The sequence below is a fragment of the Caulobacter vibrioides genome (assembly GCF_002310375.3).
GTDB lineage: Bacteria > Pseudomonadota > Alphaproteobacteria > Caulobacterales > Caulobacteraceae > Caulobacter > Caulobacter vibrioides_D.
The window spans coordinates 3,380,823-3,406,328 of sequence record NZ_CP023315.3 but is presented as its reverse complement, the minus strand read 5'-3'; the positions used below and the strand labels follow the sequence as shown (position 1 = coordinate 3,406,328).

Below are 25,506 nucleotides of genomic sequence, written 5' to 3'. Positions count from 1 at the left end.
TTCCAGGGAACGGACTTGCGGCGCCTTCTGATTCTTCTCGTGCTCGTCGTGAGCCTTGGCCCCGGCGGCGCCTGGGCCAAGGACGCCGCGCCCCTGGCCCAGCGGCTTGAGCAACTGAGCCAGGAGATCGGCGCGCACGAACTGCGCAATCCGCCCCGCGATAACGAGGACGTCGAGCGCGCCGGCCGCCGCGCCCTGCGCGAGACAGGTCAAGCCCGCCTCTACGGCGTGTGGCGGGTGCTCTACGCCTACAAGAGCAATCAGATTCAGGCCCCGTTCGACACCTGGGTCGCCCAGACTCGCGAGGTGGCGCGGCGCGACAAGGACGCCAGCCTGCAAACGCTGGTCGATCTTGAGACCCTGGCGTTTCGCCATGAGCGGGGCGGCTTTCAAGCCTTCCAGGACGCCGACTGGGACCGCTTCCTCAACCGCTCTGGCCCCGATATCCGGTTGATGGCGGGCGTCGAACGCGTGCGCCATCTGGGGCAGGTCGGTCGCTGGGCGCAGGCGGCGCGTCTCGCCGCCGAACTGACCGTCGAGCTGGAGCGCCGCGGCCGCATCGCCCAACCGCTGTTGGCCGAGCTGCACCAGGTGCACAGCTACACGCTGGCGGACGCCGGCGACAAGGAAGGGGCCCTGGACCACATGGCCCAGGCGGCCGCGCTGGACGAACGCGACGCCTTCTATGTGCGCAAGATCGAGCGAATCTACGACATCGCCTTCACCGCCGCCGACCTTGGCGAGCTGGACGCCGCCGAGCGCTTCGCGGCCTTGCACCACAAGCTGACCCTGGCCGACGGCGACGCCGATCTGGTCACCTGGGATCGCTTCCTGTGCGCGCGCATCGCCGGCCTGCGCGATGCGCCGGCGCGGGTGATCCAGTGCCTGGCGCCCGCCGCCGGCCTGCTGGCCAAGCCCGACCGACGCCTTCAAGTCCGGATGCTGGGCCAGCGCGCGCTCGCCGCCGCGCAGCTTGGCCAGGCCGAGGCCGCGCGCCGCGACTTGGAGCAACTGAAGACCATTCCCGAGAGCCTCGCCTCGCGGGATCAGCCTCTGGAGGCCCTGGTCGAGGCGTATATTGACCAGGGGCGGGGGCGTAGCGCCGAAGCCTTCCGCAAGCTCGACGCCTGGCGCAAGGCCGACAGCCTGGCCGCCCGCAAGGTCCACGCCCGCAGCGTGGCCGAGATGTCCGCTGCGCTTGAAAGCGAGCTGCGGGCCAAGCGCGACGAGAGCCGGCGCCTGGCCGAAGAGGTCCGCCTGTCTCGCAGTCTGGCGCGCGCCTCGGTGGTCATCGCGCTGCTGCTGGGCGTGCTGGTCGCCGGCGCCGCGGCGTGGGCGGTGCATCAGCGGCGGGCCTCGGGACGTCTGAAGGGCGCGCAGCAGCGGGCCGAAGCCGCCAGCACCGCCAAGTCGGCGTTCCTGGCGGTGATGAGCCATGAGCTGCGCACTCCGCTCAACGGCATGCTGGGTCTGGCCCAGGCCCTGCGTTCGGGCGATCTGACCCCGGATCAGCGCGACCAGGTTGATCTGATCCTCGACAGCGGCGACACGCTGCTGGTGCTGCTCAACGACATTCTCGACCTCTCCAAGATCGAGGCGGGCAAGCTGGAGATCGCGCCGACGGTGGGCGACATCGTCCAGACCAGCGCGCGCCTCGTCGGCGGCTATCAGCCCACTGCCCGTGAGAAGGGCGTCACCCTGACCTTCCGCCTGGAGGGCGAGGCCCCCGGGCCGCTGATGTTCGATGGCGTGCGGATGCGGCAGTGCCTGAGCAATCTTGTCTCCAACGCGCTCAAGTTCACCACGCAGGGCAAGGTCGAGGTGGCGCTGGCCTGCTACCCCGAGCCGGACGATCGCGTCCGGGTGCGCCTGCGCGTGGCGGACACGGGCATCGGCATGAACCCGGCCACGGTCGCCAAGCTCTTCCGACCCTTCACCCAGGCCGACGCTTCGACCACGCGGAACTTCGGCGGTACGGGCCTTGGCCTGAACATCACCCGCCGTCTGGTCGAGCTGATGCGCGGCGACATCAAGGTCGAGAGCGATGAGGGTGTGGGCTCTGTCTTCACCATCGAGATGGTGGTCGACCGGGCCGAAGCGCCGGCCCCGCAAGCGCGTGAGGAGCACGGCGCCCAGGAGCAGGTCGGCTTCGCCGCGCTGCAAGGCCGCCGCATCCTGGTGGTCGACGACCACCCGGTGAACCGACGGGTTATCCGCCTGTTCTTGGAGCCCTTCGAGTGCGACCTCGTCGAGGCCGAGGACGGCCAGCAGGCCCTGGACGCCCTGGAGCGCGAGGCCGTCGATATCGTGCTGATGGACGTCAACATGCCGGTCATGGACGGGCTGGAGGCGACGCGCCGTCTGCGTCTGGACACGCGCTTCCATCGCTTGCCGATCATCGCCCTGACCGCCGACGTGATGTCGGCGCAGATCAAGACCTGCCTGGACGCCGGCTGCGACGCCCATGTCGCCAAGCCGATCGACCTGCGCAATCTGCTGTCGGTGATGGACCGCTGCCTGGCGCGCGGCGTGGCGCGTGACGCGGCCGCAGGGCTGAGCGCGCTCTAGGATAACCTCATCTGCGCCCTGGCCTGCGCCAGCATGCCGCACCGGTCTTTAAGCCGCCGATAATCACGCCAGCGCAATCGTTTCCCAAAAGAAACGAGAAGGACCACGCCATGGGTCTGAGCATTGGAACCCGATCGGTGGCTGACTTGGTGCTGAAGGGCCTCGAGCGCTCCTTCGCGGTCATTGAGTTCACCCCCACCGGCAAGATCCTGCGCGCGAACGAGGGTTTCTGCGGCGCGGTTGGCTACAATCCGGCGGAGATCGTCGGTCAGCACCATCGCATTTTCGTCGACTCCGAGTTCACGGCGACGTCGGACTACGAAGTCTTCTGGCAAACCCTGTCGTCCGGCCAATTCGTGTCCGGCGAGTTCAAGCGCCTTCGCAAGGACGGGTCGCCGCTGTGGATCCGCGCCTCCTACACCCCTGTGACGGACCAGCGGGGTAAGGTGCTGAAGGTGGTCAAGCTGGCGCTCGACATTACGGCCGAGACCGTTAGAGCCGCCGAGAACGCGTCGTTCATCCAGGCGATCCACCGTTCACAGGCCGTGATCCAGTTCAGTCTGGACGGCGTCATTCTGGACGCCAACGACAATTTTCTGGAGGCGGTCGGCTATGGCCGTGACGAGATCGTCGGTCGCCACCACAGGCTTTTCGTCAAGCCTGATCACGCCCAGGCCCCCGACTACACCGCCTTTTGGACGAAGCTGAGCCGAGGCGAGTTCTTCTCCGACGAGTTCGAGCGCGTCGGCAAGGGCGGGCGGACCGTCTGGCTGCAGGCGCAGTACAACCCGATCTTCGACGCCGACGGCCGGATCGTCCGGGTGATCAAGATCGCCACCGACCTGAGCGAACGGATTCGCCAGGTCGGCCTGGTGGACAACGCCCTGCGGGGCCTCTCGCACGGGAACCTGCGATCGGAAGTGCGCGAGCCCCTGATGCCCTCGCTGGACAGCTTGCGGATCAACTTCAACGAGTCGATCCAGGCGCTGAACGCGGCGATGTCGACCGTCGCCGCCTCGGCCGCCAGCGTGGGCGAAAACTCTGACGAGATCTCCAGCCATTCCGACGGCCTGGCGCACCGGACCGAACAGCAGGCCGCCAGCCTGGAGGAGACCGCCGCCGCGCTGGAAGAGATCACCGCGACCGTGGCGCGAACGGCGTCCGGGGCCAAGCACGCCGATGCGGTGGTGCAGCGCGCCAGCAAGGATGCGCAGGCCTCGCGCGCCGTCGTCGAAAGCGCTGTCGAGGCCATGGGCGGGATTGAGCGGTCCTCGAGCCAGATCAGCCAGATCGTCGGCGTCATCGACGAGATCGCCTTCCAGACCAACCTGTTGGCGCTGAACGCCGGGGTCGAGGCGGCGCGCGCGGGCGAAGCCGGGCGCGGCTTCGCCGTGGTGGCGCAAGAGGTGCGGGCGCTGGCCCAACGCTCGGCCGAGGCGGCGCGGGAGATCAAGGTGTTGATCGCCGCGTCGTCGCAGCACGTCAACAAGGGCGTGGCGCTGGTCGGCGACACCGGCCAAGCCTTGAACGCCATTCTGGGCCAGGTCGAGGAAATCCGCACCCTGGTGGGCGACATCTCCCACTCGGCCCAGGAGCAGGCCGCCGGCCTCAACCAGGTTTCCACCGCCGTCAGCCAGATGGATCGGTTGCTGCAGACCAATGCGGGCATGGTGGAGGAAGCCACCGCATCGGCCCATGTCCTCAAGGAACAGGCCAATCGCCTTCAATCGCTGATCGACAATTTCCAGCTCGCCAGACGCAACAGCGTCGCCCTGGCCGCCTAGAGCCCTTTAGCTTTGGATGGAAGCATCTAAAGCGTGGAAAAGGGCGCTAAATGTTTGATTTTCTAGCCTGTTTATCGAGTTTAGATCGTTCCATCTAGGCTCGACAGGCTCTCAGCGGCGGAGCGCGAACGTGGAGGCGAAGGATCTGGAGACGCTCGTCAGCTACCAGATGGCCCTGTTCACCGCGCTGTCGGGCGTGCTGGTGGGCAAGGGGCTGATCCGGCGCGAGGAACTGGAGGCCGCGCTGTTGCTGGTGGCCGAGCGCGAGCCGGACCCCAGCGCCCAGAAGTTTCTGCGCGCGACCGCAGAGGCGTTCGCCGTCAACCGCCCGGCCAGCGCCAGCGAGCGCAAGCGGATGATCTGACCTGCGCGCTGACCCCTTGAGGGCTCCAGATCATCTACCCACAACGGGGTGGTTTGGCCGGCGGAGCTTCTTATCTTAAATCAAGATTATCCAAGCCTATGTAAAGATTATGTATTCAATTGGGCTTGGAGGGCTGAAAATGTCTCTGAGTTCTTGTGTGGAATTATCGCAAGAGCCGATAAATCATGCGTCGATCCTGGTGATCGACCAGGACCCCGTCCAATGGACGATCGCGCGGTCGATCCTCGAGATCATGCCGCTGTCGCTCTACTACGCGGCGAGCGGCGAGGAGGCCGAGGTCCTTTCGGCGTCGGTCGGCTTTGATCTTGTGCTGATGGACCGTCATCTGGGCGCGAGGGATGGTGACGCCTGCGCTGTGAGATTGCGAACCCGGCTCTGCGGCGCGCGCTATGCGGCGATCCTGGCCTGCGCCTTGGACACGGAAGGCGCGCAGGGCGCCTCGGTCTATGACGGGCTGGTGATCAAGCCCTACAGTGTCCTTAGCTTGACCAAGGGCGTCCTGCTAGGGCTGGAGACCATGCGTGAGGCGCGGCGCGAGGCGGGCCTGACCGTCAGCGCCGCAGACGCCGGCGTAGCGTTCTGTTGATCCCCTAAACCAGCGCCGCCCTCGCCGCCGCCAGGCGCCTGACCGCCTCGTCCAGGGTCGCGTCGGCCTTGGCGAAGCACAGCCGGACCACGGTGGTCACGGGGTTCTCCGCGAAGAAGGCCGAGACCGGGATCGCCGCCACGCCGTGCTCGGTCACGCAGCGCTCGCAGAAGGTCACGTCGTCCAGCGCGATCCCCGAGGCCAGGAGATCGACATTGAGGAAGTAGGTGCCCTGGCTCTCCAGCACGACATAGCCGGCGTCGCGCAGACCGGCGGTCAGGCGATCGCGTGAGCGCTGGAGCGCGGCCGGCATCTCATCGAACCAGGCGCGGTGGTGATCGAGACCCCAGGCCACGCCCGCCTGCAGGTTGGGCGGGGTGGTGAAGGTCAGGAACTGGTGGGCGGCGGCCAGGGCCTTGGCCAGGGGCGGGGCGGCGATCAGGAACCCGACCTTCCAGCCGGTCATGCCAAACAGCTTGCCGGCCGAGCCGATCTTCACCGTGCGCTCGCGCATGCCGGGGAAGGTCATCAGCGGCCGATGACGCCGGCCGTCGAACACCACGGCCTCCCAGACCTCGTCGCAGACCGCGACGACGTCGTGGCGGACGCAGACCTCGGCCAGCAGGGCCAGGTCCTCGTCCGGCGTGACGACGCCGGCCGGGTTCAGGGGGCTGTTCAGCACGACCATCCGTGTACGGTCGGAGAACGCCGCCTCCAGCATCGCCCGGTCGAACCGCCAGTGCGGCGGTGAGAGCTTGACCAGCTTCGGCACGCCGCCGGCCCGGCGGACCAGCGGCAGGTAGGCGTCGTATAGCGGCTGGAACAGCACCACCTCGTCGCCGGGCGAGATCAGCGAGGTGAACGCCGCCGCCAGGGCCTCGGTGGCGCCGGAGGTGACGACGATCTCGGTGTCGGGGTCGAGAGCAAGATCCTGGGTCCGCCCATAGTGGCCGGCGACCGCCGCGCGCAGTTCGGGCAGGCCGCGCATCGGCGGGTACTGGTTCGAGCCTTCGATGAGCGCCCGCGCGGCGGCTTCGCGAACGGGCAGGGGGCCCTGGTCGTCGGGAAAGCCCTGACCCAGATTGATCGCGCCGTGCTGACGGGCCAGGCCGCTCATGCGCTCGAAGATGGTGGTGGGCAGGTTGTCGAAGACGGGATGAACCATGGCCGAGGCGTAGCATTCCGTCCGGCGGATCGACCATGAAAAAGGGGCGCGGCCAAAGCCGCGCCCTTCGCCATTCGCCTGGAAGGCTTGGCCCTAGAAGCGGTACTTCAGGCCCATGCCCACCGACCACAGGCTGGCGGCCTGGTCGACCGTCGGGGTGGCCAGGGTGGCCGGCGAGGCCGTGGTGTAGCTGTAGCGATAGGCCGCGCAGGTCGGGTCCGCCGAACCAGCAGCCGTGCCGTCGGCGCGGGCGCACTGGGCGTTGACCACGACGCCGCCCGAACGGCTGTTGGTGTACTCCTTCACAACGCCCCACTTCTTGTCGAGCAGGTTGCCCAGGTTCTGGACGTCCACCGTGAACAGCAGGCTGTGGCCACGGATCGGAGAGGGGATCTCCTGGGCGTACTGGAAGTCGATCCGGTCCACGTTCGGGTTCTTGCCGAAGCCGCGCGGCACGATCTTGCCCATCGGCAGGCCGAACTGGTTGACCAGGGCCTTGAGCTTGTCGACCGAGGCCTGGCTGTCGAAGAACACCGTCGTGCCCGACGCGCTGACGAACTTCAGCGGGTTGGCCGCGTCCGGGCTGTTCAGGTTCGGGATATAGGCCAGGGCGTCGTCGCGCGACACGCCGAAGGTCGGGTTACGACCGCCGGCCGGGTCGGTCATCAGGAAGCTGATCGGACGACCGTCGCGACGCTCGCCGAACAGGGTGAAGCGCGACACCCAGCCCGGACGCAGCTCGAGCTTGTAGCTCAGGTTCACCTTCAGCGAGTTACGCAGCAGGTTGTTGGACTTGCCCTTGGCCGCGCCGTTGGGGTCCATGTCGAAGCCCTGGTCGGCATAGTAGTTGCCGCCCGTGGAGTTGCCGCCGGCGGTGGTGCCGAACTCCGAGATGCCGCCGTACTGGCGACCGTCCTGCCAGGTGTAGGCGGCCCAGGTGTCGACGCCGAAGATGTTGCGGCGGGCCGACAGGGCGACCGTCCGCGTCCAGTTCTTGGTCGAGGGGTTATAGGCCTGGATGTCGCCGAACAGGCCCAGGTTGGCCAGGTCGGCGTTGGCGACGACCGGCAGGCCCAGGGCCGTGCGGCTGGCGTTGATCGCCGCGGCGTTGGCGCCCGGGATCACCAGACCATCGTAACGGACGCGACCGTCGGGCGTCAGCTGCTGGACGCCGTTGACCGTCAGGCGACGGGCGCGGGCGTCACGGAAGGCCACATTGGACTCCGACCAGCTGGCCACCGCGTCGATGCCCCAGTCGATGCCGAACTGGGTGGTCTTGAACGAGAGGTTGGTCTTCCAGTCGGCCGCCATCTTGAAGCCGGGGGCCAGCGAGTTGGTGTAGGCGTTGCGACGGCTGGCGCTGTCGGCGGTCAGCAGGGTCTGGGCGACGGCCGCCGGGCTGGTGATGAACGAGGGCGAGGCCTTGTTGATCGTCAAGAGGGCGTTGCCGGTCGCCGCGTCGATGGCCTGGTTGGTGGCGGTGTCGACGAAGGTGTCGTCGGCCGTCGAGAGCGTGCCGTTGGTGGCGCGGCGGATCGCGAAGCTGTTGGTCAGGGCGCCGGTGGTGCCGCCGTAGCTGTTGCCCAGGAACACGTCCGGCAGACCGCCCGACACCAGGCCAAAGCCGCCCGACAGCTCGAACCAGTCGCTGTTGTACTTGGCCGAGACGCGCGGCATCAGCACGTCGATGCCGTCATAGGTGGTCTGGTTGGAATAGCCGTAGCGGTTGACGAAGTTGGTGTTCAGCGTCGGCTTCTTGTCGGCGGCGTAGCGATCCCAGCGCACGCCGAAGTTCACGGTCAGGGCGTCGGTGACGTCCCAGGTGTCCTGAGCCAGCAGCGAGTGGACCTTGTAGTCCAGCACCGCGGCGGCGTCGGTCGCCGTGCCGGTCAGCGAGTTGCCGTACGACAGTTGGTTGGCCTGACCGGCCTGGAACTCGGCGACGCTATCGAAGTAGTAGACCCCGCGCGCGGCCTGCAGGAACAGATTGTAGATCTCCATCCCACGATACTGGTAGCCGAGCTTGATCTGGTGGTTGTCGAAGCCGGTGTAGTTGGCGACGAACGAGCCCGAGGTGTCCTTGGTCTTCAGGACGTTGGCCTGGCGGAACTGGTCGGGACCAAAGCCGATCGACGGCACGCCCGACGAGCAGGAGAAGGCCGCGCCGGTGCCGAAGGCCGGGTCGGTGCAGATCGAGACGTTGGCGAAGCCCTGGCCCACGGGCGGCAGCTGGCCGCGCTGATAGCCGCGGAACGCCACGCGCGCTTCGGTCGCCAGATCCGGGCTCCAGCGCGAGTTCAGCTGCAGGGCGTAGTTGTCCTCGTTCTCAGGCTGGACGTACCAGTTGGTGTCGAGGCTGATCGCGGTGGCCGACGGGCTGCGCTTCCAGACCGAGCTGAACGCGTGGCGATAGGTCGCCGACAGGCGGTGATTGTCGGTGATGTTGTAGTCGATCTTGATCGACGACTTTTCGTCGAGGATCGGTTCGACCAGGGCCACCGAACCCGGCTTCAGCAGCGACGAGGCCGCATAGCCGTTCCAGTTGGCGAGCACAGCGTCGATATCGGCCTGGCTGGCGCCCGTGCCGGTCGAGACGCCCGGAATGCGGTTGAAGGTGTTGGCGAAGCCGCCGCCGATCGGACCCACGCCCGTGGTGTCGGAGCTGGAGAACTTCTCATAGGAGGCCGCGAAGAACAGGCGGTCCTTGATGATCGGGCCCGAGAGGAAGAAGCCGTAGTTGGTCTCGGCGATCTGGTTCTTGACCTTCCGGAAGCCGCTCAGCGGCGCCTGGAGCACGTCGTTGTTGGTGAAGCCGACGATCGGCAGCTGGTTGCCGACCAGGCGGGTGGTGCGCTCGTTGGAGAACAGCGAACCGTGGAAGTCGTTGCCGCCCGAGCGCATGATCAGGTTCAGCGCGCCGCCGGTGAAGTCGCCGTCTTCGACGTCGAAGGGCACGGCCTGGATCGCGACCTGCTCAAGCGCCTCGAACGAGACCGGGCCGCGGTTGGTCGACAGGCCGCCGGTGTTCAGGCCGTAGCTGTCGGCCGAGCGCACGCCGTCGATGGTGATGCGGTTGGCGCGGGGCGCCGAGCCGGCGATGTAGAGACCGCCCGACGGACCGGTGCCGCGGGCCACGAAGTCCAGATTGGCCAGCGGGTCGCGGCGGCCGATGTCACGGATGTCGCGCTTGACCGACACGACGGCGTCGATCTCGTCGCGGCCCAGGGTCGTCCGCGAGCCGACATTGGCCAGTTGGCTGGTGGTGGCTTTCTTCGCGGCGGTGATGACCACTTCCGACAGTTCGGTGGCGGGCACCAGGGCCAGACGGACGCGCTGAGCGTCGCCGACGTTCAGGAACAGATCGCTGAGGGTCTGCGAGGCGAGGCCCTGACCGGTGGCGGTGATCTTGTAGGGACCGCCGACGCGCAGACCGCGCGCGTCGAACGCGCCGGCTTCGTTGGTGACGACCACCTGATCGGTGCCGCTGGGCACGTGGGTGACGGTGACGGTCACGCCGGCGATCGGCGCGCCCTTTTCATCGACGGTGACGCCGCGCACGGCGGCGGTGGTTTGTTGAGCGTAGACGGCCGGCGCGGAGAACGCGAAGGCCAGCGCGCCGAACGCCGCTCCGGCGGCGAGCTTGCGGGCGAAAGACATGGAAACCCCCTCAGGTCGGCCGTCCCCGAGAGTCGGGACGCCTGCCTCGCCCCTACTGCGCCAAGTATGCAGTTTGTTACTCTATTTATGACACTTTCAAAGCAGGCGGGCGGTAGGGCGACTAGACCGCCGCGGCTTGCTCGCCGTCGTCGTCGCGGTCGCGCCGCATCTGCCGTGCGAGGTTGGACATCAGGAAGCTTGGGATGTCGCTCACGGGCATCGGACGGCCAAACAGGAAGCCCTGGAACTGATCGCAGCGCATCTCGGCCAGCAACTGGGCCTGGGCCTGGGTTTCGACGCCCTCGGCGGTGACTTCCAGGTTCAGGGTTTGGCCCAGGAGGGCGATGGTGCGCAGGATGTCGGCGATGGCCGCGTTGTCCTGCATCTCGGCCACGAACGAGCGGTCGATCTTGATCTTGTCGAACGGGAACCGCCACAGATAGGCGAGGCTGGAATAGCCCGTGCCGAAGTCGTCCATGGCGATCTTGACGCCGAGCGCCTTCAGGGCGGCCAACTGTTCCAGGGTCTTGGCGCTGTCGTGCAGCAGCAGGCCCTCGGTGATCTCCAGTTCCAGGCGCCAGGGCGCCAGGCCCGAAGCGTTCAGGGCCGCGCGGACCTGCTCGACCAGATCGCCCGAGGCGAACTGGTTCGGCGACAGATTGACCGCGACCGTCAGGTGCGAGGGCCAGGTGGCGGCGGTGCGGCAGGCCTCGTTCAGCACCCACTCGCCGATGCGGCCGATCAGACCCCACTGCTCGGCGCACTCGATGAAGTCGGACGGTGGCACCAGGCCCCGCGTCGGATGCTGCCAGCGCAGCAGGGCCTCAAAGCCCGTGGTCTCGTTGTCGCGACGGCCGATCAGCGGCTGGAAGAACAGCTTGAGTTCGTCGCGGGCCAGGGCCTCGCGCAGGTCCAGCTCCAGAGCGCGGCGCTCCTGGGCCCAGACGTCCATGGCGGTCTCGAAGAACCGATAGGCGCCGCGGCCATCGCCCTTGGCGCGGTAGAGGGCCAGATCGGCGTTCTTGAGCAGGCCGTCGGGGTCGTCGGCGTCGAAGGGGGCGACCGCGATGCCGACGCTGGCTCCGATCAGGACGTTGTGGCCCAGGATGTCATAGGGCGCCGACAGGGTCTCGACGAGCGACTGGGAGAGGGCCGACAGCGCCTCGTGGCCGGGCGAGGGGGCGCAGATCACCGCGAACTCGTCGCCCCCCAGGCGCGCCACCATGCCGGCTTCGCCGACGCAGGCGCGCAGACGGCTGGCCACCTGCATCAGCAGGGCGTCGCCCACGGGGTGGCCCAGGCTGTCATTGACGCCCTTGAAGTGGTCGAGGTCGAGGCACAGGACGGCGCAGCCCGAGGCCTTGTCGCGACCGTGGTCCATCCAGGCCTTGCCCAGATTCTGCAGCAGCGACAGGCGGTTGGGCAGCTGGGTCAGTACGTCGTAGTGCGCCAGGTGCGAGATGCGCGCCTGAGCCTCGCGCGCTTGAGTGATGTCGGCGCCCACGCCGCGGAAGCCGATGAACAGGCCGTCCAGATCGTGCACCGGCTTGGCCGACAGCGACCACCAATGGGTCGAGGGCTTGTCCGCCTCGGCCGCCACCGTGATCGAGACCACCACGTCGCGGAAGGTCTTCTGCTCGGCGAACAGGGCCGACAGCGCCGCGACCGGTCCGCAGGGCGCTTCGGCCGCGCCGCACAGATCCGACATGGCCTGGCCCAGCAGGGCGTCCTTGTCGACGCCGGCGGCGGCGGCCATGCGGTCGGAGACGTAGGTGAGGCGGCCCCAGGCGTCGACTTCCCACAGCCAGTCGCTGGCGCCTTCCTCAAAGTCGGAGAGCAGCAGGCTGACGACCTGCTTTTGCGTTTCCAGCTCCTCGGCGGCGACCAGGCGCTCGGCGAAGATCCGGGCGTGCGACAGGCACGATACGGTGACGACGGCGTAGCAGAACACCAGCAGGCCGCCCAAGGCGTAGAGGATCGGATCGCCGCTGGTCAGCAGCATGTACAGTGAGCCGATGACCATCGGCGTCGAATAGGCCAGGGCGGCGGCTGGCAGGGTCAGCATGGCGAAGCCGCCACAGCCGATCATGCCGGCGATCACCGAGGCGACCATCATCGGCATGGCGCTGGTGTCGCTGGGGCGGAAGGTCATCAGGGGCAACGCGCCCCACAGGCAGCCCAGCACCCCGGCCTGGAGGGCGATCCGGCGCACGCCGCGCTTGGACACGGCGGCCTTGCCGCTCTTGCGACGTTGCGCCGAAACCCAGCCCCGAAGGCCCAGCAGGGCGTAGCTGATCACCAGCGCAGCCCAGACGCCGATCGCGATGCGATGGGGATGGCTCAGGCCGGCCAGCGAGACGAGAAAGGCGATGGCGATGTTGGCGCTCATCATCACCGGCGTCATGCGCAGGATGCTCTGCACCTGCTCCACGCGCACACGGCCCGCCAGCGCCTCGGGAGCCCCGGCCAGCACCGGCGCGGGCAGGATCGCGAACACGCGATTGAGCAACGAGCTGGCGATAACGCGCACGCGTAATCCTATGGTCGTCCGGAGTAGAGCCCCCGGCAGAACATCGTTCTGTTGGGTAAACCAGAGGTTAAGTACGACCTCTGCGGTCAAGATGACGCGGAAAACAAAAAGGGCCGCCGTTCTGATGAACGGCGGCCCTGGAACTCAGGACGGAAAGTCCCAGAGCCTTGTGCGTCAAAACGGGATCGTTTTGACGCACAAGGCTCTAAGTCAAATACTTAGAGCGTGACTCGTACCGAAACCGGTTCCCACTTTCGGCGTCACGCTCTAGTCTTCCTTGACGCGCTTCTTGCGGAACGACGGGTTCAGGGTCTGCTTGCGCAGGCGGATGTTCTTCGGCGTCACCTCGACCAGCTCGTCTTCTTCGATATAGGCGATCGCCTGCTCCAGGGTCATGCGGCGCGGCGGGGTCAGACGGATCGACTCGTCCTTGCCAGACGCGCGGACGTTGGTCAGCTGCTTGGCCTTCATCGGATTGACGTCCATGTCATCCTGGCGGCTGTTCTCGCCGATGATCATGCCCTGGTACGTCTTCTCGCCGGCGCCGACGAACATCACGCCGCGCTCTTCCAGGTTCCACAGCGCGTAGGCTGCGGTTTCACCGTCCGAGTTCGAGATCAGCACGCCCTTGCGCTGTTGGTCGATGGCGCCCTTGTAAGGCTCGTAGTGGCTGAACACACGGTTCAGCACGCCCGAACCGCGGGTGTCGGTCAGGAACTCGCCCTGATAGCCGATCAGCGAGCGCGACGGAGCGGTCAGCTGGATGCGGGTCTTGCCGGCGCCCGACGGACCCATGTCCCGCAGCTCGGCCTTACGCAGCGACAGCTTTTCGATGACGATGCCCGAGAACTCGTCGTCGACGTCGATCATGACGTCTTCCATAGGCTCCAGGCGCTTGCCGGTTTCCGGATCGGTCTGGAACACGACGCGCGGACGCGAGATCGAGACCTCGAAGCCTTCGCGGCGCATGTTCTCGATCAGCACGCCCAGCTGCAGTTCGCCGCGGCCCGAGACTTCGTAGGCGTCGCCTTCCTTGCTCTCGGTCACCCGGATGGCGACGTTGCTCTCGGCTTCCTTCAGCAGACGGTCGCGGATGACGCGCGATTGGACCTTGTCGCCTTCGCGGCCGGCCAGCGGGCTGTCGTTGACCGAGACGGTCATCGAGATGGTCGGCGGGTCGATCGGCTGGGCCGGCAGGGCGTCGGTGACGTCCATGGCGCACAGGGTGTCGGCCACGGTGGCCTTGGACATGCCCGCGATGGCGACGATGTCACCGGCTTCAGCGCCCTCGTCGATCGGCTGACGCTTCAGACCGCGGAAGGCCAGCACCTTGGTGATGCGGCCGCGCTCGATTTCCTTGCCGTCGCGGTCCAGGGCGTGGATGGCCATGCCGGGGACGGCCTTGCCGCTCTCGATCCGGCCGGTCAGCAGGCGGCCCAGGAACGGATCGCTTTCGATCAGCACGTTCAGCATCTGGAACGGCTCGTCCTTCTTGGCGATCTGCTTCGGCTCCGGCACGTGGCGGACGATCAGGTCGAACAGCGGGGCGAGGTTGTCGCTGGGCACGTTCATGTCCAGCGTGGCCCAGCCCGAGCGGCCCGAGGCGTAGATGTGCGGGAAGTCCAGCTGCTCGTCCGTGGCGCCGATCGCGGCGAACAGGTCGAAGGCGGCGTTGTGGACGCGGTCCGGATCGGCGTGGGCGCGATCGACCTTGTTGATGCAGAGGATCGGGCGCAGGCCCATCTTCAGCGCCTTGGTCAGCACGAACTTGGTCTGCGGCATGACGCCTTCTTCGGCGTCGATCAGCAGGACGCAGCCGTCCACCATGCCCAGGATCCGCTCGACCTCGCCGCCGAAGTCGGCGTGGCCGGGGGTGTCGATGATGTTGATACGGGTTTCGCCCGCTTCCCCGTTCCAGAGCACCGAGGTGCACTTGGCCAGGATGGTGATGCCGCGCTCGCGCTCCTGGTCGTTGGAGTCCATCGCCCGTTCGGTCGTGGCTTCGTTGGCGCGGAACACGCCGGACTGAGCCAGCAGCTGGTCGACGAGGGTGGTCTTGCCATGATCGACGTGCGCGATGATGGCGATATTTCGCATGGACATGGGGGCGGACGGACTTTCGGGAGGAATAGGAGATGACGCTGCGCGCGTCAGGCGCGCGGCTTTTACGCGAACGCGTTCAATTTATCCACCCCCGACGCTCGGAAACACTTGTCGCAGGACACCGGTGTCATTGCGAAAGTCTTATCCCGCTTGGGTTTGCGGCGTCTTCTCATCCGAGACAGTTTCAAACGCAACAAATTGTGCAGTGCAATATGCCTCAAAATCAGGCACTTTGAGAGAGCGCTGTTCTCTTATCCCTTAGGCATAAGGGGTTTGCGCGGTGTCCGGATCAAAAAAATGACATCGAACGTCTGTTTTCCGCTTGCCTAATTTTGCGCCGCACTCTAAAAACAATCCTGTGAGGCGGCGCTGCCGCCTCTGCCCTTCCTGGGCGTTTCCTCCCTAATGAACTGGCCCGGCGGTTTCGCCGGGCTTTTTTTTGGATTCTGCGCCGGCGCGCCGTCCCCATGGCGGGTAGGGCCGGGCGCGCTGCGGTTTGACACCGTCTGCGCCATCGGCGCTATTCGCCCCTACCAAGCCCACCGGGGGGAGAGCTTTGGGTCGAAAACGCGGAATCATCGCCGTCGCCCTGGCGGCTCTGGCCCTATGCAGCGGTCCCGTCGGCGCCCAGACGCCGCAAACACGGGCGCCGCAAACCCAGACGCCCCAAACCCAGGCGCCGCAAACCCGGCCGCCGCCGCTCAAGGTCCTCAGGGCCCCCAGCCCCGAACTCCTGGCGCAACTCTTCCCCGCCACCGCGCGCCGGGCCGGCGTCGAGGGCGCGGCGACGGTGCAATGCACGATCCGGCGGGATGGAAGCCTGGGCGACTGCGTCGTCACCGGTGAGAACCCCCGAGGGCTCGGCTTTGGCGGGGCGGCCCTAGTCGCGATGACCTACTATCAAGTCGATGTGTCGGGGGCCAATGCGGTCCAGGTCTCGCGCCGCCTGTCGGGAATCACCATCCGCTTCGCCCTGCCGCCGGTTACGGCGCCGACCCGTTAGATCGCCTGATCAGCGCAGGGCGCCCAGATCCATCTCGGCCAGGGCCCGGGTCAGGGTCTCGGCGTCGCGCGTCAGTCTGGCCAGGCCCTCGCTCGGCTCGCGCGTCGTCTCGTCCATATAGAGCGCCCGATTGATCTCGATCTGCAGGGCGTGGGTCCGCTTGGCGGGACGTCCGTAGTGCTCGGTGGTGTAGCCGCCGGCATAGGGCGCGTTGCGGGTCACGTTATAGCCCAGCCCCTCCAGCTCGCGCTCGACCAGGGCCGTCAGCTTGGGCGAACAGGCCGCGCCGAAGCGGTCGCCCAGGACGATGTCGCAGGCGCCGCCGCTTCTGGAGCGCTGTCCCCGCGCGGCGGCGGCCGGCATCGAGTGCCAGTCGATCAGGATCGCCGCCCCATGCGCCGCGCGCGCGGCGGCCAGCTGCCGGTCCAGGGCGTCATGATAGGGGCGGTGGGCCAGCTCGACCCGGGCCTTGGCCTCGCCGAACGACAGCTTGCGGCCATAGATCGGTCGGCCCTCGCCGGCGATCCGGGGGATCGTGCCCAGGCCCGCCGCGACGCGCGCCGATCGGCCGTGCGCATAGTCGGGCAGATCGCCGTCGAACATCGCCGGGTCCAGCTCCCAGGGCTCGCGGTTCAGATCGACATAGGCGCGGGCGAAGCGGGCGCGAACCACGCTGGCCCCCAGGCTTGGCGCGGCGCCGATGATTCGATCGACGAAGGCGTCCTCGGACGCCCGCAGGGTCTCGATCGGCAGGCGCACGGCGGCGACCATGTCGGCGGGATAGACGCCCCCCGAATGGGGCGAGGCGAACACCAGGGCGGTCGGCGCGGGCGCCCCAGCGGGCGCGGCGCGCAGCACCTCGAACGCTGGCCCGCCAAAGGTCTCCAGCGGCGGGGTCGGAAGCTCATCCGTCGAAAGGGGCCGCCACGCGCTCATGCTTCATCATCGAAGGCTCACGACGCGCGGTCAAATCGCAATCGCTGGGGTCGAACCATCCACAGCCGCGACGTTTAGGTTCATCCCCGATTTACGGACAAGGCGCTAAGGTGGATCCTCTGTCGACGATCTTGACCCGGACACGTGACCCCATGGCCCGCATCCTCCTCGCCGAAGACGACGATTCCCTCCGCGGCTTTCTGGCCCGCGCCCTGGAACGCGCCGGCTTCGAAGTCCAGGCCTGCGCCGATGGCGAAGAGGCCGTCCAGCACCTGGACCATCCCTGGGACCTCTTGCTGACCGACATCGTTATGCCCGGCATGGACGGCATCGAGGTGGCCCGCCAGGCCGCCGCGCGCGATCCCAGCTTGCGCATCATGTTCATCACCGGCTTCGCCGCCGTGGCCCTCTCGGCCCAGGACCGCGCCCCCGCCGGGGCCAAGGTGCTGTCCAAGCCCGTGCACCTGCGCGACCTCGTCGCCGAGGTCGAAAAGATGATGGCGGCCTGATCCCACAAAAAGTTTCGACAGGCGGCTTGCGCAGTCCGCGAGCCGCCGCTATACCCCCACACCTTCCCGGCCGGGACGTCTTCACGAAGACGCTTCGGATCGCTTCGGCGGACGCGTAGCTCAGCGGGAGAGCACTACGTTGACATCGTAGGGGTCACAGGTTCAATCCCTGTCGCGTCCACCATTCCCTTCCTGAAAAGTCAGACTTCCACGGCGATCGCGCAGGCGATGGCCGCGTTCGTGCGCCCGGTTCCCCGAGGCGCGGGGCGCGCGCCTCGGGGGGGCTTGGGGCTCGCCTACTTCAGCAGCCCGCCCGGCGGGGTGTAGTGGACCTGCGCGGCCGGGCCGAGCGGCCAGTCGAAGGCGACCCAGGCCAGGGTCATCAGGACGCCGGCGACCATGAAGGCCAGAGCGTAGGGCAGCATCAGGGCCAGCAGTGAGCCCACGCCCATGCTGGGGTCCCAGCGCCGGGTCATGGCCAGCACCAGCGGGAAATAGCTCATCAGCGGCGTCATCAGGTTGGTGAAACTGTCGCCCATGCGGTAGGCGGCGGTGGTCATCTCGGGCGAGATGCCCAGCAGCATGAACATCGGCACCACCACCGGGGCCAGGGCGCTCCACTTGGCCGAGGCCGAGCCGATGAAGAGGTCCAGAACCGAGGAGAAGCCCAGCACGCTGACCAGCAGCAGCGGCGCGGGCAGGTTCATCGCCTTCAGCGCCTCGGCGCCGTGGATGGCGGCGATGGGGCCCAGGCGCGACCAGTTGAACATCGCCACGAAGTGGGCGGCGAAGAAGGCGAAGACGATATAGGGGGCCACCGAGCGTACGCCGTCGGCCATCATGGTCACGACGTCGCCCTCGGTCTTCACCGTGCCGACGCCGACGCCATAGGCGACGCCGCTGGACAGGAACAGCAGCATGAAGCCGGCGATCAGCGCGCCGTAGAACGGGGTCAGCTGGGCGGGGCCGGTCTTGGTCTCGTCGATTAGCGGGGTGAAGCCGGGGATGAGGCTGAGCGCCGCGAACAGGGCGACCACGGCCAGGGCCGCCAGGCCCGCAAACTTCAGGCCGCGCTTTTCGTCAGCCGTCACGGCGGACTTGGCGAGCTCGGCCTTCAGGGCGTCGTCGGCCTGGCCGCCCCAGAGGCCCAGGCGCGGCTCGACCACCTTGTCGGTCAGGAACCAGGCGATGGGGGTGAAGACGACGACGATGGCCAGGATGAACCACCAGTTGCCCAGCGGGTTCATGGTCCAGGTCGGATCGATGATCCGCGCGGCTTCCTGCGTGAAGCCAAACAGCACCACGTCGAACTGGCCGGGCGTCAGATTGCCGGCGAAGCCGCCCGAGACGGCCGCGAAGCCGGCGGCGATCCCCGCCAGAGGATGGCGGCCCACCGCTGCGTAGAGCAGGCCGGCCAGGGGGATGAACACCACATAGGCCGCGTCTGACGCATGGTGCGAGACCATGCCGATGATCACCACCAGGGGCGTGAGGATGCGCTTGGGCGCCTCGCGCAGGCTGGCGCGGATCAGGGCGCTGAACAGGCCCGAGCGTTCGGCGACGGCCGCGCCCAGAATCACCACCAGCACCAGGCCCAGCGGCGCGAAGCTGGTCAGGGTCTTGGGCATCTCGGTGAACAGGCGGGCCAGATTGGCTTCCGAGAACAGGCTGCTGGCCGCATAGGTCAGGACGCCGTTCTCAAGCTCGCCGAACTGCGGGGCTTCGTCGCCGGCGTAGGTGATCGAGGCCGACCAGCCCAGAGCCTGCCCGATCGCCGACAGAACCATCAGGCCCAGGATCAGCCAGACGAAGATCATCACGGGTTCGGGGAGGAGATTTCCGAGTCTCTCGACGGCGCCCAGAAACCCCTTCTGACGGGGGGGCGGAGACGAGACGGGGGGCGCAGCGTCGCTCATTCGGCGTCCTGATCAGTTTTTGGAGCCCCCTCCAAAGACATGGCTAGCGGCCGCCGCCGCCAAGGTAAAGCTGCAGGTTCGCCCTAGGCGCCGGGTTTGGGCGTCTGCGCGCCGGGTTGGCGCCCCCGCCGCTGAACGTGACGTTGTACTTGCGCCGAACTAAACCCCGTTATGGGTATTTTGGGCTTGCTAGTCGCGGCCGCCTGCGGCTAGCTCTGCGTCCCCTTCACCACCCCACCGGTGAAGCAACTCGGGCGGCGACCTTTTCGGGGGAGGGCCGCCCGCCCTTGCTTTCTTCAAATCGATCCGTTGAGGCCGCCGGGCGATCCGCCTGCGCGGTTCAGATGAGGTTGTACTCGGGCTTGGCGTAGGCGCCGATCAGATCCACGCCGTAGACGTTCTTGCTGGCCTGGTCGGCGAACAGGGCGTCCACCGACTTGGCGTAGACGCCGACGCCGGCCTTGCCGGCCTCGGCCATCAGCCAGCCCACCATCGCCGCCTTGGTTCCCTGGCCGTTCGGCCCGTCCTGCCCGTAGGCGGCGAAGTAGTCGACGCGACCATCGATCAGGACGCGCACCTTGTCGTCGGTGGGCGTCAGGCCAAAGATGGTCGCATAGGCCTTGCGCGTGGCGTCAAAGAGGCTGAGCCCGCCATAGTCGGCCGAGAACCTCGCCGCGCCCTCGCCGATCTTGCCGAGGTTGACCGCGAAATTGATGTAGCGGTTCTCCAGATTGAACGACTGGTAGTAGGCGCTGTTGAGGTTGTTGGCGTTCGCGCCGTCGGGATTGACCAGATAGTCCATGCCCAAGGCCGTCGGCGTCTTGCCGGTGAAGAACTGATAGGCCAGCACGGCGACGGTGCTGGTCGACAGCGCGGCCTTGGACACCTGGCCGATGGCGTCGGTGTAGCTGGTCCCGGCGGCCATGGTGGCCGCCAAGCTCTTGGTGATCGGCTCGGCCGAGGCGCTGAAGGTCTGCAGGCGCAGGATATTGTTGATCGCCGTCGCCACGCGGCTGTCGACCAGCGCCACCGTGCGGTCCGCGAAGGCCAGGAACTCGATGTTCTGCAGGGTGTCGGTTCCGTCCCCGCCGACGCGATCGAGGATCGACCAGGCGCCGTTCGCGCCGGCGGTGAGGGTGTAGCCGCCATAGGCGCCGGCGAAAACGGCGGTGTCGACCCCGCGGCCGCCGTCCAGGATGTCAGCGCCGGCGCCGCCGGTCAGCTTGTTGTCGACCGTATTGCCGTTGATCGTGTCGGCCGCCGTGCCGCCGATGGCGTTTTCGATCACCGCGTTCATGGCGATGGTGACATTACCCTTCAGGCCGCCGACGCTGGAGAAGTAGCCCGATCGCAGGTCGATGGTTTGGGCGACGCGGTAGCCGGAGAAGTCCAGGGTGTCGACGCCGCCGGCGTCCCAGACGGCGAACACCAGCCGGCTCGAGGACGACGTCGCCGAGAACCAGTCGCGGCCCGCCGTGGAATTGAACCCGTACACCGTGTCGCCAGTGCGGGTGGTCATGTTGGCGCCATAGGCCATCTGGGCGGCGGCGATATCGTCCAGCAGGGGCGAGGTGGCGTAGGCGCCGGAGAAGGCGCCCCCCGTGTTGGCCTCGCCGAAATACGACATCACCGTGTACTGACGGCTATCCTCATAATACTCGGCGTGCAGCGCGTACGTCAGATCGACATCGTCGCTAGCATTATATTCGGCCGGATGCGCCAGGCCGATCGCATGACCGATCTCATGGATCAGCACCATGCCGCCGTAGTTGGAGCCGGTGGGGTTGGTGTTGTAGCCGAGCGTCGCCTTGATCCAGACATCGCCGGATCTGTTGCTGGGGGCGTAGACCCCCGGATAGTAGGCGAACGCTGCGGCGTCTTCCTTCCCGCTTGAGAAGTTACCGAACAGCATGGCGGCGTCGTTGCTGTAGGCGGCTTCGCCGGCGCTTCCCTCGCCCACCCGAACGAACTTGATGTCGGCGACGTCCGCCCAAGCCTGTAGCGCTTTTTCCGTCTGGGCGATCTGCGCCGCGTTGAATTGGGAAAAATCCCCGGTGTCAGACGGCATGTTGGTGGGGGCGGTGGCGCGATAGGCGTAGGTGACGACGGCGGAGGTATAGAGGGCCGCCGACCAGCCCGGCTCGCCGCGCAGAAGCTGTGACGCCGCCTGTTCGACGGTCAGGCTCTTTTTCCCGGCGATGGTTCCGATGCGCGAGTCGGCGTCTACGAACGCCGTCGGTTCGCCGCCGCCGCTAATGGCGGCCTGGCTCCAATCATCGTGCAGGTTCAGGCCATACCGCTGACATTGGATACACACCGACACGCTCCACTCACCAATCAGGCGAGTATGGAGAAAGGGATTTTCTTCTGCAATCTTAGCTATTTGCGACAAGTTCGCACAGCGCGCCGTCGGAGCAAGCGTCGCCGTGGCGTGGCGCGCTCCGCCGCATTTCTCGCAATTGCACCCATTTTGTGGCCCTGGCGCCACACCTGAATCCGCACATGGCGCGTTTGTGCTGCAGGTCCCGGGGAAGATGTCGGGTCCGCGACTTTCGTAGGAAAAAGGGTTTTCAAATGAACATGCGGTTGCTGGTCGGCGTCGCGGCGGTTGCGCTGTGCGCCGCCTCGGGTGCTTCGGCCCAAAGCGCCTTGAGCGGCTGGTACGTCGCGGGCGACGCCGGCTATCACGAGCCGAAGGACGTCAAGGCGACGTCCTCCAACGGCTATCAGTGGAACTTCAACGCCGATAAGGACTGGGCCGCCTTCGGCCGCGTCGGCTACAGGTTCTCGCCCAATTGGCGGGTCGAGGCCGAGTACGGCTATCGCCCCAGCGACATGCAGGGCGTGCGTGGCGCGGGCCTCAGCGGGGCTCAGCCGATCGGTCTGTGCGCCCCCGGCGTTGGCCGGACGTCCGGGGCTCCGGGTTGCGGCGAGCCGGGCGGCGAGCTGAAGGCCTCGACCCTGATGGCCAACGTCATCTTCGACATGGGCGGCGACTCCCGCCTCAGCCCGTTCATCGGCGTCGGCGCCGGCACGGCCTGGGTTCACAACAAGGTCTATGGCCAGCTGTCGGGCGTTCCGGCCGGCGCGGCCATCTTCCAGAACACCAACTTCGATGACGTCGACCAGGCGTTCGCCCTGCAGGGTCTGCTCGGCGTCGCCTGGAACTTCGCCGACAACTGGTCGATGGACCTGACGGGCCGCTATCTGCGGACCTCGAAGCTCGACTGGGGCTCGGTGACGCAGAACACCGGTCCGGCCGGCGGTTCGATCACCGACGTCGGCACGTTCTCAGGTCGCTACAAGGACACCTCGGTGACCCTGGGCGTGCGCTACACCTTCGGCGCTCCGCCGCCGCCCCCGCCGCCGCCGCCTCCGCCGCCCCCGCCGCCGCCTCCCGAGCCGGCTCCTCCGCCGCCGCCGCCCCCGCCACCGATGGCCGCGCCGGCCTATGAGTCGCGTGAGTTCGTGGTCTACTTCCCGTTCGATCAGTACGTGCTGACGCCGGAAGCTCAGGCCGTGGTCCAGCAGGCCGCTGACTACGCCAAGGGCGGTAACGCGACCCGCGTCGTGGTGACGGGCCACACCGACACCTCGGGCTCGGACGCCTATAACCGCAAGCTCTCGGAACGCCGTGGGCGGGCCGTGGCTGACGGTCTGGTGGGCATGGGCCTGAACGCCGCCACCGTGGCGGTTGACTGGAAGGGCGAAAGCGCTCCGGCCGTCGCCACCGGCGATGGCGTCAAGGAACCGCTGAACCGTCGTTCGTCGGTCTCGATCAACTTCCAATAAGGAAGCCTTGATCGCTGGAATTGGGGGCTGGCCGCGAGGCCGGCCCCTTTTTTCTGGGTGGGTGATCTCAGAGCCGAGCGCCCAACGAAAAGACGCTCCCGATGGGGCGTCGGGAGCGTCTGATCCGGCGGGCCAAGAGGGCGGCGGTCCGCCGTCACGTGGCCGGCTGTGAAGGGGGCGCCGGCCAGATCTGTTCTCGTGGGGCCAGGAGCTCCCCACCGTCGCCGGCGGCGCTCCAATAACCGTGTTCGACTATACGCCGATGCGCGTCTCAGGCGAGTCGAAACGCGTCAGTTTGAGCAGGTGCGACAATTGGCGCGGCAAGGGCGAGGGGACGTCCAGCAGGCGCGCGACCAGGTGCTCGGCCAACAGCGGCGCGAGGCAAAAGCCGCGAGAGCCCAGGCCCGTCAGCACGATCACGCCGTCCTCGCGAACACCCGCCAGCGGCAGGCGGTCGGGTGTGGTGGCGCGGACGGCGGCGCGGCCTTCGAAGGTCGCCCCGGCCAGACGGTCGGCCAGCGCCGGCAGGCCCTTGGCGAGCGTCGCAAGATTTCGCGCATGGTCTTCGGAACGCACGTCGGTTTGGGTGTCGTCCCGGTCATGCGTGGCGCCGAACAGCAGGCCCTCGCGGGTCGGGATGGCGTAGCCGCCAAAGGCCGTCGCCGGGGCGCCATGACCGCGCGTCCAGCTGGCCTGTCCCCGGACCGGGCGCAAGGGAGCCCCGGCCAGCAGATCCGCTCCCGCCGCGCCGCCGGCCAGGGCCAGCCGGTCGGCGCGCGCGATGGTCTGTCCCGCCGCGTCGAGCAGCCGCCAGCCCTCGCCGTCACGTTCGGCGCTCGCCACCCGACGTCGCACGACAGGACCCGCCCAGGCGGCCGTCACCTCGGTCGGCGCGATCACCCGCGCGCCCGCCATGGCCAGCGCGGGCGTGGACGTCTCCAGGCGAGCGCGGGTGTCCTCGGCCTCCAGCGTCCGCATCGCTCCCGGTTCGAACAGGTCCTGGCCCGCGACCGTGGCGAAGCGGGCGGGGTCACGCTCGCCGGCGGCCAGCTGCAGCACCTCGCGGGCGATCACCGCCTCGGGCTGCGCCTCGTACAGCGCCACGGCGCGGGCCAGGGCCTGGGCGTAAAGCGCCGCGCGCGGCCCGCCGCCGGCGTCCAGCGCCGGGGTCACCAGGGCGGCGGGATTGCCGGAGGCGGCGGACCCTTCGGGGTCGTCCATCACCACCACCGACAGGCCAGCAGCCCGCGCCGCCCGTGCGAGGGACGCGCCCGCTACGCCCGCGCCGATGATCGCCAGGGTCTGCGGGCGAGGGGGGGCTGAACGTACGCCGGGGCGCCAGGCCTCCAGCCGTTCGCGCTTGCGGCCAAAGCCCGGGCGCTTGGCGATCTCGAAGCCCGCCGCCGAAAGGCCCCGACGCACCGCGCCGGCCACCGTGAAGGTCGCCGCCCGCGCGCCGGGCGCCGAGCGCGCGCCGACCGCCGCCAGCACCTCGTCGCGCCACATCGCCGGGTTCAGGGCGGGTGAGAAGCCGTCCAGGAACCAGGCGTCGGCCTGGCCATCCCAGGCGTCCAGAGCCTCGACCACATCCATCACCGCCAGGTCCAGCACCGCGTCAAAGCCGGGCAGGTCCACCCGATGAAAGCCCCGCGCGCGGCCGGGCCAATGGTCCAGCAGCACCTGCGCCGCCTCGCCCAGCTCGGGCCAGTGGGCTAAGATCCGCGCCGCCTCGTCGCGCGACAGCGGATGGGCCTCGATCGAGAAGATGTGCAGTCGACCGCCGGCGGGCCTTTCGCGTCGCCACAGATCGAGCAGGGCGGCGATGTTCAGCCCCGAACCGAAGCCCAGCTCGCCGACCACAAAGTCGCGCCGCTCGGCGAAGCGCTCAGGCAGGCCGCAGCCCGCCAGGAACACCGCCCGCGTCTCAGCCAGCCCATCGACGCTGGAGAAATAGACGTCGCCGTAAAGGCTCGACTGCGGCAGGCCGTCGTCGCGCCAGACCAGCGGGGAAGGGACGGTGGGGGTCATGGGGCTCGTACAGCGCCTGCGAGGGCGGGGCGTCAAGGTCGCAGTCCGCACACCGATCTCCCCGGCGAATGCCGGGGCCCAGATTCAGCTTGTGCGTTGGACGTAAAAACGCCCTCCGCCGGGGTTCGACGAAGGGCGCTGGTCACTTTGATCGGGGCCCCGGCGTTCGCCGGGGAGATCGGTATTTTGCTCAAAACCTAGTGCGCGGCCTTCTTCTCTTCCGGCTTGGCGGCTTCGGCCGGCGCAGTCGTTTCGGCGGGGGCGGTCGTCGAGGTGGCGCCGGTGGCGGCGGCGTCGGCCGGATCGACGGGCGCGGCGGCGGCGTCGGCGGCGGCCTTGTTGGCGTCGGCGGCGGCCTGGTCCTTGGCCGAGGCGGCGTCGGTCACGGTCGAGGCGTCAGCGGCGGCGGCCTGGGCGGCGGCGTCTTCGGCGCCGGCCTCTTCCTTCTTGCCGCAGGCGGTCAGCGACAGGGCCGAGACCGCGACGCCGGCGATCAGCAGCTTACGGATCAGGGTGGAGGTCATGAGGTTTCCCCTTCGATTGG

16 protein-coding genes and 1 tRNA gene are annotated in these 25,506 nt (G+C 67.9%); 8 read left to right on the top strand and 9 right to left on the bottom strand.

Features of this window, described 5'->3' with window-relative positions:
- Window positions 1-15 precede the first annotated feature (15 nt).
- The 4 genes from CA606_RS16040 (at window position 16) to CA606_RS16025 (ending at window position 5,323) form a co-directional block, all read left to right on the top strand.
- Window positions 16-2,568, top strand: coding sequence for a hybrid sensor histidine kinase/response regulator (locus CA606_RS16040; protein WP_096053634.1), 2,553 nt, complete (start codon window positions 16-18; stop codon window positions 2,566-2,568).
- Window positions 2,569-2,678: 110 nt separating this feature from the next.
- Window positions 2,679-4,352 carry a methyl-accepting chemotaxis protein gene (locus tag CA606_RS16035; protein ID WP_233282164.1) on the top strand — a complete coding sequence of 558 codons (1,674 nt, stop codon included), beginning with the start codon at window positions 2,679-2,681 and terminating at the stop codon, window positions 4,350-4,352.
- Between the two features lie 130 nt (window positions 4,353-4,482).
- On the top strand, window positions 4,483-4,716 hold the full coding sequence (locus CA606_RS16030) for a hypothetical protein (RefSeq protein ID WP_096053635.1): 234 nt from the start codon (window positions 4,483-4,485) through the stop codon (window positions 4,714-4,716).
- Window positions 4,717-4,873: 157 nt separating this feature from the next.
- Window positions 4,874-5,323: a hypothetical protein gene (locus tag CA606_RS16025; RefSeq protein ID WP_181242636.1), complete on the top strand. Its 450-nt coding sequence runs from the start codon at window positions 4,874-4,876 to the stop codon at window positions 5,321-5,323.
- 4 nt (window positions 5,324-5,327) lie between these two features.
- Here the strand turns inward: CA606_RS16025 and CA606_RS16020 are convergent, their stop codons facing one another.
- From CA606_RS16020 to typA, 4 genes are all read right to left on the bottom strand, one after another.
- On the bottom strand, window positions 5,328-6,488 hold the full coding sequence (locus CA606_RS16020) for an aminotransferase (RefSeq protein ID WP_096053637.1): 1,161 nt from the start codon (window positions 6,486-6,488) through the stop codon (window positions 5,328-5,330).
- 93 nt (window positions 6,489-6,581) lie between these two features.
- Window positions 6,582-10,145, bottom strand: a complete 3,564-nt coding sequence (locus CA606_RS16015) for a TonB-dependent receptor (RefSeq protein ID WP_096053638.1) — start codon at window positions 10,143-10,145, stop codon at window positions 6,582-6,584.
- Between the two features lie 121 nt (window positions 10,146-10,266).
- Entirely contained in the window at window positions 10,267-12,675 is a 2,409-nt protein-coding gene (locus tag CA606_RS16010) for a putative bifunctional diguanylate cyclase/phosphodiesterase (RefSeq protein WP_096053639.1), read from the bottom strand.
- Between the two features lie 267 nt (window positions 12,676-12,942).
- On the bottom strand, window positions 12,943-14,778 hold the full coding sequence (gene typA, locus CA606_RS16005) for a translational GTPase TypA (protein WP_096053640.1): 1,836 nt from the start codon (window positions 14,776-14,778) through the stop codon (window positions 12,943-12,945).
- A gap of 556 nt (window positions 14,779-15,334) precedes the next feature.
- On the opposite strand from typA, the gene CA606_RS16000 reads away from it, so the two are divergent.
- Window positions 15,335-15,781 carry an energy transducer TonB gene (locus CA606_RS16000; protein WP_096053641.1) on the top strand — a complete coding sequence of 149 codons (447 nt, stop codon included), beginning with the start codon at window positions 15,335-15,337 and terminating at the stop codon, window positions 15,779-15,781.
- Between the two features lie 9 nt (window positions 15,782-15,790).
- Here CA606_RS16000 and CA606_RS15995 read toward each other — a convergent pair whose 3' ends face one another.
- Entirely contained in the window at window positions 15,791-16,717 is a 927-nt protein-coding gene (locus tag CA606_RS15995) for an N-formylglutamate amidohydrolase (RefSeq protein WP_096053642.1), read from the bottom strand.
- 152 nt (window positions 16,718-16,869) lie between these two features.
- On the opposite strand from CA606_RS15995, the gene cpdR reads away from it, so the two are divergent.
- A complete protein-coding gene (cpdR, locus tag CA606_RS15990; protein ID WP_010918630.1) occupies window positions 16,870-17,226 on the top strand; it encodes a cell cycle two-component system response regulator CpdR in 357 nt (118 codons plus the stop codon).
- A 109-nt stretch (window positions 17,227-17,335) separates the two neighbouring features.
- Window positions 17,336-17,410, top strand: a tRNA-Val gene (locus CA606_RS15985).
- A 112-nt stretch (window positions 17,411-17,522) separates the two neighbouring features.
- Here the strand turns inward: CA606_RS15985 and CA606_RS15980 are convergent.
- Window positions 17,523-19,142 carry an AbgT family transporter gene (locus CA606_RS15980; RefSeq protein ID WP_096053643.1) on the bottom strand — a complete coding sequence of 540 codons (1,620 nt, stop codon included), beginning with the start codon at window positions 19,140-19,142 and terminating at the stop codon, window positions 17,523-17,525.
- Between the two features lie 340 nt (window positions 19,143-19,482).
- The gene (locus CA606_RS15975; RefSeq protein WP_096053644.1) at window positions 19,483-21,459 is read right to left on the bottom strand and encodes a M10 family metallopeptidase; all 1,977 of its coding nucleotides are present in this window, start codon (window positions 21,457-21,459) and stop codon (window positions 19,483-19,485) included.
- A gap of 257 nt (window positions 21,460-21,716) precedes the next feature.
- Here CA606_RS15975 and CA606_RS15970 point away from each other — a divergent pair, with 257 nt between their 5' ends.
- Window positions 21,717-22,934: an OmpA family protein gene (locus CA606_RS15970; protein WP_096053645.1), complete on the top strand. Its 1,218-nt coding sequence runs from the start codon at window positions 21,717-21,719 to the stop codon at window positions 22,932-22,934.
- Window positions 22,935-23,186: 252 nt separating this feature from the next.
- Here the strand turns inward: CA606_RS15970 and mnmD are convergent, their stop codons facing one another.
- Both mnmD and CA606_RS15960 read right to left on the bottom strand, forming a co-directional pair.
- Window positions 23,187-24,962, bottom strand: coding sequence for a tRNA (5-methylaminomethyl-2-thiouridine)(34)-methyltransferase MnmD (mnmD, locus tag CA606_RS15965; protein WP_096053646.1), 1,776 nt, complete (start codon window positions 24,960-24,962; stop codon window positions 23,187-23,189).
- A 197-nt stretch (window positions 24,963-25,159) separates the two neighbouring features.
- Window positions 25,160-25,486 (bottom strand): hypothetical protein, encoded by a 327-nt coding sequence (locus tag CA606_RS15960; RefSeq protein WP_096053647.1) that lies wholly within the window; start codon window positions 25,484-25,486, stop codon window positions 25,160-25,162.
- Between the last annotated feature and the right edge of the window lie 20 nt (window positions 25,487-25,506).